Raw genomic sequence first — 14,720 nt, forward strand, 5'->3', positions numbered from 1 at the left:
ATAACAGATATTGCTTAAACACCGCTGGTCGTCACTGTCATTTCTGACAGTAGCCCACAACAAATCATTACGCTTATATCTAGACAGCAGGAATTGCCACTCGAGCATTTGTTATTAATTTCGCATAGGAAAGCAGACAATGAGCACACTAACCAACTCTAAAAACAATAACGCCCCTGACCCGACTTTTGGCGTTGAAGGCAAAGTACTGTTCAATCTCCCAGGTATAACAAATCCTGGCTCTTCCGTATTACAAACCGATGGGAAAATCCTCAGCGTTATTGCAGTCGGAGATCGTCTGGTGCTCGTACGACATCTGAATACCGGCGTTGTAGACAGCCTTTTTTGCGATCAGGGAATAAAGTACATCGACCTTGTCCCTCGTCAGCCCATCACAAAAGCATTGATTACCCTGCAATCCGATGGCAAGGCCGTTATATTTGGCTCTTTCGGCTATTTAGATAAGCCGGTGCATAATGTGTTTCTTATCAGGGTTCTGCCCGAAGGTGATCTCGACCTCTCATTTGGTGAGGGTGGTCGACTCATCTTTAATGAATCTTCTGGAAAGCAAAAATGTAATTGCATTGCAATACAGGACGACGGGGAAATTGTGTTCGTGAGCACAGAGGTTGGCGGCGTTGAGGACGACAAAGTCATTATCCGACGCATTCTCGATAACGGTAAGCCAGATAGCAGCTTCGGGTCGAATGGCGAAGTGTATGCCGGTAAAATTTATATCTCGTCAATACTCACATTGAAGTCTGGCAAATTGCTCTTGGCAGGATCCAGAAATGGCAAGCTGATGTTTACCCGCTACTTGGAAAATGGCGAGCTTGATACCTCCTTTGGCGACGATGGATTTGCAATCATTCCTGTAAAGAGCAGTCTGGCAGCGCAGATCACAGGAATTGCACAACAATCGGATGGAAAATTTGTCGCCTCGGGTCATGCCCGCTTTGAGGGCAAGGAACAGCCTCTGGTCACTCGCATCCATCCAGACGGAAAGTTGGACGATTCATTTTACGGGGGGACACCTAACATTGAAGCGTATGACCGCGGCGCCATACACTCGACAATAACCATACAGTCCGACAACAAAGCTGTAGCTGCCGGAACGTTTTTCGGCAATGCCGAAAGAACCGATTTTATGCTGATGCGCTATCTCGAAAACGGAAAAGTAGACCCCACTTTTGGCTCCGACGGGAGAATCAGGACGAACCTTGGGGCGGTTGATCAGGCCAACCGCATCCATATACAAAACGACGGCAAGCTTCTAGTAACAGGGGATGTGACTCAATACCTGACAACCAGCTTTGTAGGAATGGTGCGCTATCTGAACATGTAAAAAACAGAACAGGCGTCGCCTTTCAAGAGAGGCGCAAGCCGCACCGCCGCCATCGCGAGCAAGCCCGCTCCCACAGGGAGTTCTGAACGACCGGAACGCCTGTGGAAGCGGGCTTGCCCGCAACAGGACCGATAGCCCAGATTCAGCCAGCGCTAGCGCTGTCCTTGGGAAGACGTTGGTCAATGACCTGATAAAGCGCACTTCCTTCAGGCCAATTGCGCATAAACCGCGCGCGATCCTTGGCATAGGCGGGGGCAAAGCTGCCGGAAGAACCGTGCTGACACATCGAATCCAGGTCGATCAGCGCCCAGCGATCCTCCTGCCAGAACAGGTTATGCCCCTTGAAGTCGCCATGACTGATGCGCTCGGCGATCAATCGGGCGAACAGTTGATCCAGCGCCTGCAACTCGGATTCCGGCGCTGCACCGCTTTCAACATACGGCGCAAAGCGCTCGATGATGTCCGGCCCCGGCAGGAACTCGGTCACCAGATAGGCGCGACTGCGCAGCCACAGAAAGCGCTTTTCCAGCACTGCCAGTGGTTTCGGCGTGGCGATGCCGAGGAACGCCAGGCGATTGCCTTCACGCCACGAATGCCACGCCCGGCTCGGACGCCAGAAGCGCTTGAGCCAGTGCGCAACGCCTTTGATGTTGTAGCGCTTGATCACCAGTGTGCGCCCGGCCACCTCGACTTTGCCAACGCTCGCCGCGCCGCCGGTCTTGTACAGATGGCCCTGATCGAGCAGTGCATCGGCCTGACCCAGCACCGGCAGCATCGCGGCTTCTTCCTCGCGGCGGATTGCGCGCAAGCCAAATGCACCGCGCTGCACACTGAACAACGTGCACTCGCGACCCACCTTGATCAGGTAATCCTTCAGGCGCCAGGCGCGCACCTTGGCGATCTGCTTCTGCAACGCTTCCAGTGGCAGCGCATGCTCGCTGTTGCTCAGCAGGTAATACACCAGCAATTCTTCGGTGAACGGCTCCAGCGACTTGGGCAACTGGGCGAAAAACACCCCGAGGTTTTCCAGCACCTTCTGCCGCGACAACGGCTGGCCAGCGGTTTCGGCACAGATCCCGGCACCGTCGATCAAGTACAACTGACCGCCCTGGCGCAGCAGGTTGTCGAGGTGCAGATCTTCCTGCCACAAGCCTTTGCCATGCAGTTGACCGATAGCGCCCAGTGCCTCGGCGAGCACCGCCGATTGCTCGTCCGCCAGCACCGGCAGCGATTCGACCTTCTGCCAGGCATCACCGAGGCTTTCAGCACCCTCAAGAAATTCGAACAGCAGCCAGCCGCCCTCGCCATCCTTCAGGCCATCCGCCAACAACAGCGGCGTGGTCAGGCCTTGTTCGGCGAGCAGTTTGACGCCCGTCAGCTCGCGCTGAAAATGCCGTGCAGCCTTGCTGCCCACCAGCAACTTGGCCAGCACCGGTCGCCCGCGCCAGACCCCGGCGCCGACATAACGCTGTCCCGGCAACACCCGCAGCAGGCTCAGCAACTGCAAATCCGCAGGACCGGCCGCATCAGCGAGGCTGATCGTCAGCGGCAGACTCGGCGCACGCCCGGCGTTTTTCAGTTCGGACAAGCGCATCAACGGGTCTCCTTGCGACTGCGCCGTGCGGTCAGGCGCGAAACCCAGCTGTCGACCAGCGAACTGTCGACGGGCTGATCGAGGTACGCCGCGAGCAACTCGCGCAATTGCGCCTCGCTCCATTCCGGCGCGCGACGCAGCAGCGGCTCCAGATCCTTGACCCGGTCGCGCATGCCGAACAGCAGGGGCCGGGTCTTTTCCAGGTCGATCAACTGCGCCCGATAAGCCTCACCATCAGCCTGCAAGAAAATGTGCTTGGGATAAAAACAGCCGTGCACCTGACGCACGCCGTGCAGCAGGCGCGCCAGTTGTCCACAGGCTTTGAGAATGGCCGAGTGCTGCGCGGCGGTCAGCTCGGACCAGCGTTGCAACAGCGAGTCGAGATCATCCCAACCGTCGAGGGCACGGGTCAGCAGGATCGCCTGAACATCGCCCTTGACCTTGCGCTCGCCGAAAAACGCCGCTTGCAGCGCAGGAATTCCCAGCTTGTTGTAGCGGCTGATATTGCGAAACTCGCGGGCAAAACTCGGCTCTCCGAACGGCGCATGCAGGGTGCGGGTCAGGTAGTTGCTCTGACGCTTGAGGTAGTAGGCCTGCCCTTCCAGCTCCAGGCGAAACACGCTGCTCCAGCCACCGCCATCGGTGTTCGGTTCATCCACGGCTTCGAGCTGTTTGGCCCAGAGCGCGTCGAAAGTGCCGAGGCCATGACGCTCAAGCAGCGCCCGGTCTTCAGCAGCCAGGAAATCAGTCATTCGCGTCCCTCGAAAAATCTCACCACGTGGCGAATCCGTTTCTTGTCGGCGGCATTCAGCCGATCACGTCCGCGGTATTGCAGGTAGAAGCGCAGGCGCTGGGTGTTCGACAGATGATATTTGGCCACCTTGTCGAGACAGGCCAGATCCTTGGTGATCCGGTATTTGAGCCAGAAGCCGCGCCAGAAATCGCCGTTCGGGCAGTCGATCAAAAACAGCTGCGCCTGATCGTCGATCAGCAGGTTGCGCCACTTCAGATCGTTATGGGTAAAGCGGTGATCGTGCATGGTTCGCGTGTAGCCGGCCAGTTGCCGGCTGATGCCATCAACCCACAGGCGATCCTTGAGTTTCGGATCGTTGCGTTCGGCCAGCGCCGACAGGTCTTCGGTGCGCGGCAGCTCGCGGGTGATCATCGCGCCACGGTTGTACGCCGCGCCCCGCCGTTCCAGACCCCAGGCCACCACTTCGGCCGTGGGAATGCCCCACTTGGCGAAGCGCTTGAGGTTCTGCCACTCCATCTTCACCCGCGGCTTGCCCAGGTAGCGGCGCAAGCCTTTGCCGGCGCCGACGTAGCGTTTGACGTAGTAATTGACGCCGTTGCGCTGCACGCGGATGACTTCGGACAGCGGGTCACGGGTCAGGCGCTCGCCCTGCAGGGCAAACACTGCTTCGAGGCTGCCGAAATCTTCGCTCAGTTCGCTGTATTGCGGCTCAAGAGTCCAACCCGCCATCAGAGCGCATCCCCGTAACGCTGTTTGCGCGCATAAAGCTTGTTGGCCTTGCCTTCGAGCCAGCTCAACAGCGGCGCTTCTTCCGCCAGAATCTGCCGCAGCGGTTGCTGGAAGTAGCCTTTGAGGAAACGCAGCTTGTCGCGACGGGTCAGACCGATGTCCAGCGCCGAAAAATACAGCGCGGCCAGATCCTTGTTGCGCCAGCGTTGAGTAATCTTTGCACGGGTCTGCGCGCGGTGCAGGTCGATCACCGAGAGCTTGAAATCGTCCGGGGTGACCGGCTTGTCGGTGTGCAGCAGGAAATGGCAGATGTAGCAGTCGCGGTGGTTGACCCCGGCGCGGTGCATCATGCCGGTCATGCGTGCCACTTCAGCGATCAGCGCGCGTTTGAGTTTCGGCTGCGGCGGGTTCTTGACCCAATCGATGCTGAAATCTTCGAGGCTGACGGTCGGCGCCAGCTCTTCGGTGACGATGAACGAATGCTGATCCGCCGGGTTGCTGCCCTTCTCGCCGTAAGCCACGGCGGTCATGGTCGGCACGCCGACTGCCTGCAAACGCTGGATTGCCTGCCATTCCTGACCCGCGCCGAGCACCGGCAGCTTGGCGGTCAGCAGGTTCTTGAAGATCTCGCCCCAGCCGATGCCCCGGTGGATCTTGACGAAAAATCCGTTGCCTTCGACTTCCGTGCGCAGCGTGCGTCGAGCTTCCAGCTCGCGATAGACCTCGCCCTGCAAGCCTTCGACTTCGGCGAACGGGTCGCGCCCGGCCCACAGGCTCTTGAACGGTTCAGCCAGCATCAACTTCATTTAAGCGTGCTCCGCCAGAATCACATCGGCCGCGTGCTGCGGCATGCTGTAGAGGTCGGCCGTCTCGGCGAAGGCCAGACCATTGCGGCTCCAGGCCACGCGTGCAGCGTCGTCACTCAACATGTCAGTCAGGTACTGCGTCAGTTGCGCCTGCTCGAACGGTTCGTCCAGCACGCGCCCGGCATCCGCCTCGGCGATGTAATGGGCGTAACCGCAGACCGCGCTGACCAGCACCGGCAAACCGGCCACCAGCGCTTCGAGCAGCACGGTACCGGTGTTTTCGTTGTACGCCGGGTGGATCAACAGGTCGGCGCCGAGCAGGAATCGCGGGATATCGCTGCGGCCCTTGAGGAACGTCACGTTGTCGCCCAGGCCCAAAGTCGCACTCTGCATCTGGAACAATTTGGGGTCATCCTGGCCGATTACAAACAGCCGGGTGCGTTTCTTCAGCTCGGCGGGTAATGCCGCCAGCGCCTTGAGGCTGCGATCGACGCCCTTGGTCTTGAACCCGGAACCGATCTGCACCAGCAGCAGTTCGTCGTCCTTGAGGTTGAATTCGGCGCGGAAACCGGCGCGAATCTGGTCGGCATCCGCCGGCCGCCGACGATCCTGGGCGATACCCGGCGGCAGCAGATGGAAGCGCTCAAGCGGCGTGTCGTAATGCTTGATGAACAGCGGCTGCTGCACTTCGGAAATCATCAGCACTTCGGTTTTCGCGTCTTTGGCGAACACCGCGCGCTCGTACTCGGCGAAGTGGCGATAGCGGCCCCAACGGCGATACAGCGAATGGCGCAGGTTCTGCGCCTTGTCTTCGAAGCAGCCGTCGGCGGCGTAATAGACGTCCAGACCCGGCATCTTGTTGAAGCCGATCAAGCGGTCCACCGGACGCTTGGCCAGATCCGCTTCCATCCACGCCGTGAGTTTCTCGTTGCGACGGTGGTTGAAGAACGCCTTGACCGGCGCCACCAGCACTTCGAAACCGGGAGGCACGTCGCCTTCCCAGATCAGCGTGTAGACGCGGATCTGGTGACCGCGCTTCTGGCATTCGAGGGCGATGCGCATGAAGTCGCGCTGCAAGCCACCGAACGGGAAATATTTGTACAGGACAAAAGCCAATTGCATCAGCGCAGCTCCTCAGCCATTAACAACGTGCTCAGACGGCTGGCGACACGCTCGGGATTTACACGCGTAAAGCACAGAGGCTGCTCGCGCTTGAGGTCAAACTGACGGGCATCCTGCGCAGTCGGTTGGTAGGTACATTTCTTTTGCAGGCACGGAGCGCAAGGGAAATCACTGGCCATGTGAATCTGCACCTTGCCGTAGGCGCCGGTCAGGCCCGGGTTGGTCGGGCCGAACAGCGAAATCGTCGGCACATCCAGCGCGGCGGCCAAATGACCGAGACCGGTGTCTACCGCCACGCAAGCCTGGGCGCCGGCCAGCACTTTGCCGACCCCGGCCAGATTCAGCTTCGGCAGCACTTCGGCGTGTTTGAAACCGGCGGCAATCCGTTCGGCGCGGGCCTTTTCCAGCGGGTTGCCCCACGGCAGTTTGACCCCGACGCCCAGATAGCCGACGCGTTCGGTCAGCTCGCGCCAGTAGGCTTCCGGCCAGTGCTTGGTGTCCCACGTGGTGCCATGCAGGAACACCACGAAAGCGCTCTTGCGCGGCAATTCCACCAGTCGCTCGACGTTGAGGCCGTAGTCGCCCAACCCTTTGGGCAGGTCATAACCAAGGGCGATAGCAAACAGCTGACGCACCCGTTCGACCGCATGCTGCCCACGGGCCACCGCCAGCTTGCGGTCGTAGAAACGTGCGGCGATCGGCTCGCGCGCCGAGCCTTTGTCGAGACCGGCCACCGGGGCTTTGACGTAGCGCGTCAGCCAGGCACTTTTCAGCAGGCCCTGAGCGTCGATCACCAGATCGTATTGGCTGGCGCGCACGCTTTGCTTGAAGCGCTTCCACTCGCCGCTCTTGATCGTCTGCCAGAGGTTCTTGCGCCAGCGACGGATCGCCACCGGGATCACCTTGCCGACGGCCGGGTGCCAGGTCGGAATTTCGGCGAAGCCTTCTTCCACCACCCAGTCGAACTTGATCCCGGGGATGGCCCGGGCCGCGTCGGTCAGTGCCGGCAACGCGTGAATCACGTCGCCCAGCGATGAAGTCTTGATCAGCAATACCCGCAACTTAATGAACCTCGACCACAGTGCCCTGCAATTTCTGCAAGGCATCGTTGACCGCGTCCGGCATCAGCTGGCGCAGGCAGTTGTAATGGCCGAACCGGCAGGTACGGTCGAAGCACGGGCTGCAATCCAGACCCAGCCGAACAATTTCGACGTGCTCGGCCAGCGGCGGGGTGAAACCCGGCGACGTCGAGCCGTAGACCGCCACCAACGGACGGTTCAACGCCGCAGCCACGTGCATCAGGCCGGAGTCGTTGGACACCACCGAATCGGCACAGGACAGCAGGTCGATGGCCTCAGCCAGCGAGGTGCCGCCGCTGAGGTTGACCGATTCTTCACGCAGGCCGGGAATCAGCCGTGCGCGAATGTCTTCGCCTACCGCGTGGTCGTTTTTCGAGCCGAACAGCCACACCTGCCAGCCTTCGCGAATCCGCGCTTCGGCGACCTTGGCGTAGTGCTCGGACGGCCAGCGCTTGGACTCGCCGAATTCGGCACCGGGGCACAGGGCCAACACCGGACGGTCGAGAGTCAAACCGAACTTGGCCAGTGCCGCTTCGCGGGTCACCGGATCGATTTGCAGGCTTGGACGTGGATACGGTTTCGGCAGTTCGGCGTTCGGCTCGTAAGCCAGGGCCATGAAGCGCTCGATCATCAGCGGATAACGTTCTTTATCCAGCGTGCGCACGTCATTGAGCAGGCCGTAGCGGAATTCGCCGCGCCAGCCGGTGCGTTGCTTGATGCCAGCAAAAAAAGGCACCAGCGCCGACTTCAGCGAATTCGGCAGCAGGATCGCCTGATCGTACTGGCCGGCCAGGGATTTGCCGATTCGCCGACGCGTCGCCAGTTCCAGCGCGCCATGGCCGAGCGGAAAGCTCAAGGCCTTGCGCACTTCGGGCATGCGTTCAAGGATCGGCCGGCTCCACTCGGGGGCCAGCACGTCGATTTCGCATTGCGGGTGGCGCTGTTTGAGGCACTGAAACAGTGTCTGCGCCATCACCATGTCACCGACCCAACTGGGCCCAACGATCAGAATATTCATGTGGTTTCCATAAACGAACCGGGGAGGCCAATGCCTCCCCGCCTCGAGAATCACTGAGGGAGCGGCGCTGCTTGCGATGGGTCATTACCTTCAACATGACTGTCGACTGTCACTCCGCTATCGCGAGCAGGCTCGCTCCTACATGGTTTGTTCGTGTCTCAATCTGCAAATCACCACAAGTCCCTGTGGGAGCGTGGCTTGCCCGCGATGAGGCCATCACATCTGAAAGTGACGGTGGCTGACACTCCGCCATCGCGGGCAAGCCCGCTCCCACAAGGTATTCGATGCTTCAAATATCCGGTTTCAGCTTAGCCCCAGCTCTTTCCAGATCCGCAATACCTGCCGGCGTTCCTCGACAAACTGGTCGCCTGCAATCACCCCGGCGTCCTTCTGCAAGGCCTGCCGGTGGGCGGCGGAGCGGTAAGCCTTATAGGCTTCGCGCAACAGGCTGGCGTCTTCGGCGGGCATCAGCCCTTCGCGTTCCAGCTCTTCCAGAATGCGGATGTTATCGGTCCAGCGCAGCAATGGCGGGTGGCTGTGCGACCACGCCAGGGCCGCGTATTGCACCATAAATTCAATATCGACGATACCTCCGGCGTCCTGCTTGAGGTCGAACGGCGCCGTGGCCTCGAAGGCATTAGCCGCCGTACCGGCTGCGGTGCCCTTGGTGCCGAGGTTGTCGCGCATCTTGGCGCGCATCTCGCTGACTTCCTGTTGCAATTTCGCCAGATCCCGCGCTTTGCCCAAAACCTGCGCGCGGACTTTCTCGAAGGCCTGGCCGACATCCTGACTGCCCACCAACACCCGCGCCCGCACCAGCGCCTGATGCTCCCACGTCCAGGCTTCATTTTCCTGATAGCGCTCGAAGGCACCGAGTGAACTGACCAACAGCCCCGACGCGCCGGACGGGCGCAAACGCATGTCCACTTCGTACAACTGACCGGAGTTGGTCTGCGCCGTCAGCAAGTGAATGATCCGCTGCCCCAGCCGGGTGAAGAACTGCGCGCCATCGATCGGTTTCGGCCCGTCGGTTTCCGCCTGCGGATCGCCGTCATGGATGAACACCAGATCCAGGTCCGAACCATGCCCCAGTTCCAGCCCGCCGACTTTCCCATAACCGACAATGATGAAGCCCGGATCGCACAAACTGCCATCGGTGCGCAGCGGCGTGCCGTACTTGGCCACCGTCTGACGCCAGGCCAACGCCAGCACTTGCTCGAGAATCGCTTCAGCCAGCCAGGTCAGGTAATCGCTGACTTTCATCAACGGCAGGCTGCCGGCGATTTCCGACGCGGCAACCCGCAAACGGTGCGCGAGTTTGAAGTGACGCAGCGCCTCCATCTGCTGTTCGAGGTCGTCTTCGGGAATCCGCGTCAGCCGTTCGCGCAGCTCGGCGGCCAGTTCCGGCGCCAGGGGCGGCTTGAACAGGCGACCTTCGTTGAGCAATTCATCGAGCAGCAGCGGGAAACGGGTGATCTGCTCAGCAATCCACGGACTGGCCGCGCACAGCGTCAGCAAACGCCGCAAGGCGCCGGGGTTTTCCGTCAGCAGGACTAAATAAGCCGAACGTCGGGCCACCGCTTCGACCAGTGGCAGCACCCGCTCCAGCACCAGATCCGGGTTGTCATGTTCCACCGCCTGAGCCAGCAGACGCGGAATAAACGCATCGAGACGCTCGCGACCCAGCCGCTGCATGGCGCGCAATTGCGGGCTGCCGCGCAAACTGGCCAGCGCTTTCAGCGCTTTGCTCGCGTCCTTGAAGCCGCCTTCTTCCAATTGTCGGCAAGCGGCCTCCTCATCCTGCGCCTCTTCCCACAGCGGCAACCACTCACCGCCGACCACCACCTCGCAATCGGCACCCTGTTCTTCATCGGGATCGGCGATCACCTGCGCGAAGTGCCAGGCCACGCGGCCGCGCCAGAACATCAGTTTTTCGTGGAAGGCGTGCCAATCGGCGAAACCGAGCATAAAGGCAATGCGCGCCTGATCCTGAGCGCCGTCCGGCAACATCTGGGTCTGGCGGTCGGCAATCGCCTGGATCGCGTGTTCGGTGTAGCGCAGGAACTCGTAGCCTTCGCGCAATTCACTGATTACTGCCGGCGGCAGATAGCCTTGCCCTTCCAGCGTGCTCAATACCTTTAATAGAGGACGCTGCTGCAGGCTCAGGTCGCGCCCGCCGTGGATCAACTGGAAAGCCTGGGCGATGAACTCGACTTCGCGGATGCCGCCGGAACCCAGCTTGATGTTGTCGGCCATGCCCTTGCGCCGCACTTCCTGCTGGATCAACTGCTTCATGGTGCGCAGCGCTTCGATCGCCGAGAAATCCAGATAACGTCGATAGACGAAGGGGCGCAGCATGTCGAGCAACTGCGCGCCGGCAGTCTGATCGCCGGCCACCACCCGCGCCTTGATCATCGCGTAGCGTTCCCAGTCGCGGCCCTGATCCTGGTAATACTGCTCCAGTGCATTGAAGCTCAGCACCAGCGCGCCGGACGAACCGTACGGGCGCAGGCGCATGTCGACGCGGAACACGAAGCCGTCGACGGTCATCGGGTCGAGGGCCTTGATCAGGCGCTGGCCGAGACGAATGAAGAACTCCTGATTATCCAGCGCGCGTTTCACGCCGACGGTTTCGCCGCCCTCGGGGTAGGCGAAGATCAGGTCGATGTCCGACGACAGGTTCAACTCGACCGCGCCGAGCTTGCCCATGCCGAGAATGACCATCTGTTGCGGCAGACCGCTGCGCCGACCGGTCGGCGTGCCGAACTGCTGGCAATGGCGGCTGTACAGCCATTGATAAGCCTGATCGATGGTGGCGTCGGCCATGTCTGAAAGATCGCGGCAGGTCTGTACCAGATCGGCCTGGCGGTTCAGGTCGCGCCAGATGATTCGTACCTGATGGCGAGCGCGCTGGCGACGCAGGACACGACCGAGTTCATCTTCGCTTTGCGCGGTGTTCACGGCGACGGCAATCTGCGCGCAGAGTTCACCCGGCGCGTACGGCCGGTCAAGTTCGCCGGACTGCACCAGCGTCAGCAACATCAAAGGGTCACGAACGCTCTGTTCAATGACGAAATCGCTGGCGGCACCGACGCGGGCGAATTGCGCCCAACGCTCCGGTGTCCAGTTCGACAAGCCGTGATCGTCTTCAAGGGAGGCGACGGCCGTACGGAACGACTGCTCGGATCGAGTGACCAACGGCAGGAGAATGGCGGGGAGTTCGGCAAGCACGGGCAGGGTCATGGTCTATCCTTGATCGGCGTGTAAATGGCCGCTTGTAGTGTTTGATGAAAACCCGCTACGCGAAGGACTGTCGAACAAAAGTTAGAAATAGCTGAAATTTCTTCTTCTTTGGCATCCAGCATCAAACTTTCACCTTTTTCGGATGGTAATCGACCAACCTTAACGATTATTCTCACAACGCAGTCGGAGGCCACAAGCCTTTCCTCTGTAGTTTTACTACTCGTCTATACATCCGAAAGGCTGAAATGCTCAAAGATTTGTAGTAAAACTACACGCCGCCGGAACAACCTGTCGGCAATCCAAGAATTTTAAATCGTCTGCCCACAAGGCCAGTCGCAAACTCAGGCAACCGATTCTGGAAGCCTTTCCGCCCTGGAGCAAGCCATGCAAGACCTCGATCCCGTCGAAACCCAGGAATGGCTGGACGCCCTGGAATCGGTTCTCGACAAAGAAGGCGAAGACCGTGCTCACTATCTGATGACCCGTATGGGTGAACTGGCGACCCGCAGCGGTTCGCAGCTCCCTTACGCCATCACCACGCCTTACCGCAACACCATCCCGGTAACCCACGAAGCACGCATGCCTGGCGACCTGTTCATGGAACGCCGCATTCGCTCGCTGGTGCGCTGGAACGCGATGGCCATGGTAATGCGTACGAACCTGAAAGATTCTGACCTGGGTGGTCACATCTCCAGCTTCGCTTCCAGCGCGACCCTGTATGACATCGGCTTCAACTACTTCTTCCAGGCCCCGACCGACGAACACGGCGGCGACCTGATCTACTTCCAGGGCCACACCTCGCCAGGCGTTTACGCCCGTGCGTTCATGGAAGGCCGCATTACCGAAGACCAGATGAACAACTTCCGCCAGGAAGTCGACGGTCAGGGCCTCTCGTCCTATCCGCACCCTTGGCTGATGCCTGACTTCTGGCAGTTCCCGACCGTATCCATGGGTCTGGGTCCGATCCAGGCGATCTACCAGGCACGCTTCATGAAGTACCTGGAACACCGCGGTTTCATCCAGCCGGGCAAACAGAAAGTCTGGTGTTTCCTGGGCGACGGTGAGTGCGACGAGCCGGAATCCTTGGGCGCCATCTCCCTGGCCGGCCGCGAGAAGCTGGACAACCTGATCTTCGTCATCAACTGCAACCTGCAGCGCCTCGACGGCCCGGTTCGCGGCAACGGCAAGATCATCCAGGAACTCGAAGGCGTGTTCCGCGGTGCACAGTGGAACGTGACCAAAGTCATCTGGGGCCGTTTCTGGGACCCACTGCTGGCCAAGGACGTCGACGGCATCCTGCAACGTCGCATGGACGAAGTCATCGACGGCGAGTACCAGAACTACAAAGCCAAAGACGGCGCGTTCGTTCGCGAGCACTTCTTCAACACGCCTGAACTCAAGGCAATGGTTGCCGATCTGTCCGACGACGAGATCTGGAAACTCAACCGTGGCGGCCACGACCCGTACAAGGTCTATGCGGCGTACCACGAAGCGGTCAACCACAAAGAACAACCTACCGTCATCCTGGCCAAGACCATCAAGGGTTATGGCACCGGTGCCGGCGAAGCGAAAAACACCGCACACAACACCAAGAAAGTCGACGTCGACAGCCTGAAGTTGTTCCGCGACCGCTTCGACATCCCGGTCAAGGACGAAGAGCTGGAGAACCTGCCGTTCTTCAAGCCAGAGCCGAACAGCGCCGAAGCCCGCTACCTGAGCGAGCGCCGTGCCGCACTGGGCGGTTTCGTACCGCAGCGCCGCGCGCAGAGCTTCAGCGTACCGACCCCGGATCTGGACACCCTGAAAGCCATCCTCGATGGATCGGGCGACCGTGAAATTTCCACCACCATGGCCTTCGTGCGCATCCTCGCGCAACTGGTCAAGGACAAGGAAATCGGCCCGCGCATCGTGCCGATCATCCCGGACGAAGCCCGTACCTTCGGTATGGAAGGCATGTTCCGTCAGTTGGGCATCTACTCCTCCGTCGGCCAGCTCTACGAGCCAGTCGATAAAGACCAGGTGATGTTCTACAAGGAAGACCAGAAAGGTCAGATCCTTGAAGAAGGCATCAACGAAGCGGGCGCCATGAGTTCCTTCATCGCCGCCGGTACTTCGTACTCCAGCCACAACCAGCCGATGCTGCCGTTCTACATCTTCTACTCGATGTTCGGCTTCCAGCGTATCGGTGACCTGGCCTGGGCCGCTGGCGACAGCCGTACCCGTGGCTTCCTGATCGGCGGCACCGCCGGCCGTACCACCCTGAACGGTGAAGGCCTGCAGCACGAAGACGGTCACAGCCACCTGCTGGCCGCGACCATCCCGAACTGCCGCACCTACGATCCAACCTACGGCTACGAGCTGGCGGTGATCATTCAGGACGGCATGAAGAAGATGACCGAAGAGCAACAGGACATCTTCTATTACATCACCGTGATGAACGAGTCGTACCAGCAGCCAGCCATGCCGGCCGGTGCCGAAGAAGGCATCAAGAAAGGCATGTACCTGCTCGAAGAAGACACCCGCGATGCAGCGCATCACGTACAGCTGATGGGCTCCGGCACCATCCTGCGTGAAGTGCGTGAAGCGGCGAAGATTCTGCGTGAAGAGTTCAACATCGGCGCTGACGTATGGAGCGTTACCAGCTTCAACGAACTGCGTCGCGACGGCCTGGCCGTAGAGCGCAGCAACCGTCTCAAGCCTGGCCAGAAGCCCAAGCAGAGCTACGTTGAAGAGTGCCTGAGTGGCCGTAAGGGTCCGGTGATTGCCTCTACCGACTACATGAAGCTGTTCGCCGAGCAGATCCGTCAGTGGGTACCGTCCAAGGAATTCAAAGTCCTGGGCACCGACGGTTTCGGCCGCAGCGACAGCCGCAAGAAACTGCGTCATTTCTTCGAAGTCGACCGTCATTTCGTGGTGTTGGCAGCCCTGGAAGCACTGGCTGACCGTGGTGATATCGAACCTAAAGTGGTGGCCGAGGCCATCGTCAAGTTCGGCATCGACCCGGAAAAACGCAACCCACTGGACTGCTGA

General features: G+C 60.1%; 11 protein-coding genes. 2 read left to right on the top strand and 9 right to left on the bottom strand.

Annotated elements, in window-relative coordinates:
• The first annotated feature begins 139 nt into the window (after positions 1-139).
• Entirely contained in the window at positions 140-1,345 is a 1,206-nt protein-coding gene (locus AB1J88_RS18265; protein WP_430291648.1) for a hypothetical protein, read from the top strand.
• A gap of 142 nt (positions 1,346-1,487) precedes the next feature.
• Here the strand turns inward: AB1J88_RS18265 and AB1J88_RS18270 are convergent, their stop codons facing one another.
• The 9 genes from AB1J88_RS18270 to AB1J88_RS18310 all read right to left on the bottom strand — a co-directional run bounded on the left by AB1J88_RS18270 (position 1,488) and on the right by AB1J88_RS18310 (position 11,812).
• On the bottom strand, positions 1,488-2,939 hold the full coding sequence (locus tag AB1J88_RS18270) for a lipopolysaccharide kinase InaA family protein (protein WP_430291649.1): 1,452 nt from the start codon (positions 2,937-2,939) through the stop codon (positions 1,488-1,490).
• Positions 2,939-3,691 (bottom strand): lipopolysaccharide kinase InaA family protein, encoded by a 753-nt coding sequence (locus AB1J88_RS18275; protein WP_430291651.1) that lies wholly within the window; start codon positions 3,689-3,691, stop codon positions 2,939-2,941. Before AB1J88_RS18275 ends, AB1J88_RS18270 begins: the two co-directional genes overlap by 1 nt.
• A complete protein-coding gene (locus AB1J88_RS18280) occupies positions 3,688-4,422 on the bottom strand; it encodes a lipopolysaccharide kinase InaA family protein (protein ID WP_095667714.1) in 735 nt (244 codons plus the stop codon). Before AB1J88_RS18280 ends, AB1J88_RS18275 begins: the two co-directional genes overlap by 4 nt.
• On the bottom strand, positions 4,422-5,228 hold the full coding sequence (gene rfaP, locus AB1J88_RS18285; protein WP_095667715.1) for a lipopolysaccharide core heptose(I) kinase RfaP: 807 nt from the start codon (positions 5,226-5,228) through the stop codon (positions 4,422-4,424). Before rfaP ends, AB1J88_RS18280 begins: the two co-directional genes overlap by 1 nt.
• Entirely contained in the window at positions 5,229-6,350 is a 1,122-nt protein-coding gene (locus AB1J88_RS18290; protein WP_142579696.1) for a glycosyltransferase family 4 protein, read from the bottom strand.
• The gene (gene waaC / locus AB1J88_RS18295) at positions 6,350-7,411 is read right to left on the bottom strand and encodes a lipopolysaccharide heptosyltransferase I (protein ID WP_027611365.1); all 1,062 of its coding nucleotides are present in this window, start codon (positions 7,409-7,411) and stop codon (positions 6,350-6,352) included. The genes AB1J88_RS18290 and waaC overlap by 1 nt, the downstream gene beginning before the upstream one ends.
• Position 7,412: 1 nt before the next feature.
• Positions 7,413-8,447, bottom strand: a complete 1,035-nt coding sequence (gene waaF, locus AB1J88_RS18300) for a lipopolysaccharide heptosyltransferase II (RefSeq protein ID WP_222017048.1) — start codon at positions 8,445-8,447, stop codon at positions 7,413-7,415.
• Between the two features lie 303 nt (positions 8,448-8,750).
• Positions 8,751-11,690: a bifunctional [glutamate--ammonia ligase]-adenylyl-L-tyrosine phosphorylase/[glutamate--ammonia-ligase] adenylyltransferase gene (gene glnE, locus AB1J88_RS18305; RefSeq protein WP_430291653.1), complete on the bottom strand. Its 2,940-nt coding sequence runs from the start codon at positions 11,688-11,690 to the stop codon at positions 8,751-8,753.
• Positions 11,687-11,812, bottom strand: a complete 126-nt coding sequence (locus tag AB1J88_RS18310; RefSeq protein WP_256198919.1) for a hypothetical protein — start codon at positions 11,810-11,812, stop codon at positions 11,687-11,689. The genes glnE and AB1J88_RS18310 overlap by 4 nt, the downstream gene beginning before the upstream one ends.
• Positions 11,813-12,074: 262 nt before the next feature.
• Here AB1J88_RS18310 and aceE point away from each other — a divergent pair, with 262 nt between their 5' ends.
• Entirely contained in the window at positions 12,075-14,720 is a 2,646-nt protein-coding gene (gene aceE, locus AB1J88_RS18315; RefSeq protein ID WP_003220999.1) for a pyruvate dehydrogenase (acetyl-transferring), homodimeric type, read from the top strand.

Origin of the sequence: Pseudomonas sp. S8, from assembly GCF_050473925.1 — a bacterium.
GTDB lineage: Bacteria > Pseudomonadota > Gammaproteobacteria > Pseudomonadales > Pseudomonadaceae > Aquipseudomonas > Aquipseudomonas parakoreensis.

Coding starts and splice junctions, on each gene's coding strand:
- AB1J88_RS18310 (WP_256198919.1), bottom strand. CDS start 11,812: ATGCTGGATGCCAAAGAAGAAGAAATTTCAGCTATTTCTAACTTTTGT.
- rfaP (WP_095667715.1), bottom strand. CDS start 5,228: ATGAAGTTGATGCTGGCTGAACCGTTCAAGAGCCTGTGGGCCGGGCGC.
- AB1J88_RS18265 (WP_430291648.1), top strand. CDS start 140: ATGAGCACACTAACCAACTCTAAAAACAATAACGCCCCTGACCCGACT.
- AB1J88_RS18280 (WP_095667714.1), bottom strand. CDS start 4,422: ATGGCGGGTTGGACTCTTGAGCCGCAATACAGCGAACTGAGCGAAGAT.
- aceE (WP_003220999.1), top strand. CDS start 12,075: ATGCAAGACCTCGATCCCGTCGAAACCCAGGAATGGCTGGACGCCCTG.
- AB1J88_RS18275 (WP_430291651.1), bottom strand. CDS start 3,691: ATGACTGATTTCCTGGCTGCTGAAGACCGGGCGCTGCTTGAGCGTCAT.
- AB1J88_RS18270 (WP_430291649.1), bottom strand. CDS start 2,939: ATGCGCTTGTCCGAACTGAAAAACGCCGGGCGTGCGCCGAGTCTGCCG.
- AB1J88_RS18290 (WP_142579696.1), bottom strand. CDS start 6,350: ATGCAATTGGCTTTTGTCCTGTACAAATATTTCCCGTTCGGTGGCTTG.
- waaF (WP_222017048.1), bottom strand. CDS start 8,447: ATGAATATTCTGATCGTTGGGCCCAGTTGGGTCGGTGACATGGTGATG.
- glnE (WP_430291653.1), bottom strand. CDS start 11,690: ATGACCCTGCCCGTGCTTGCCGAACTCCCCGCCATTCTCCTGCCGTTG.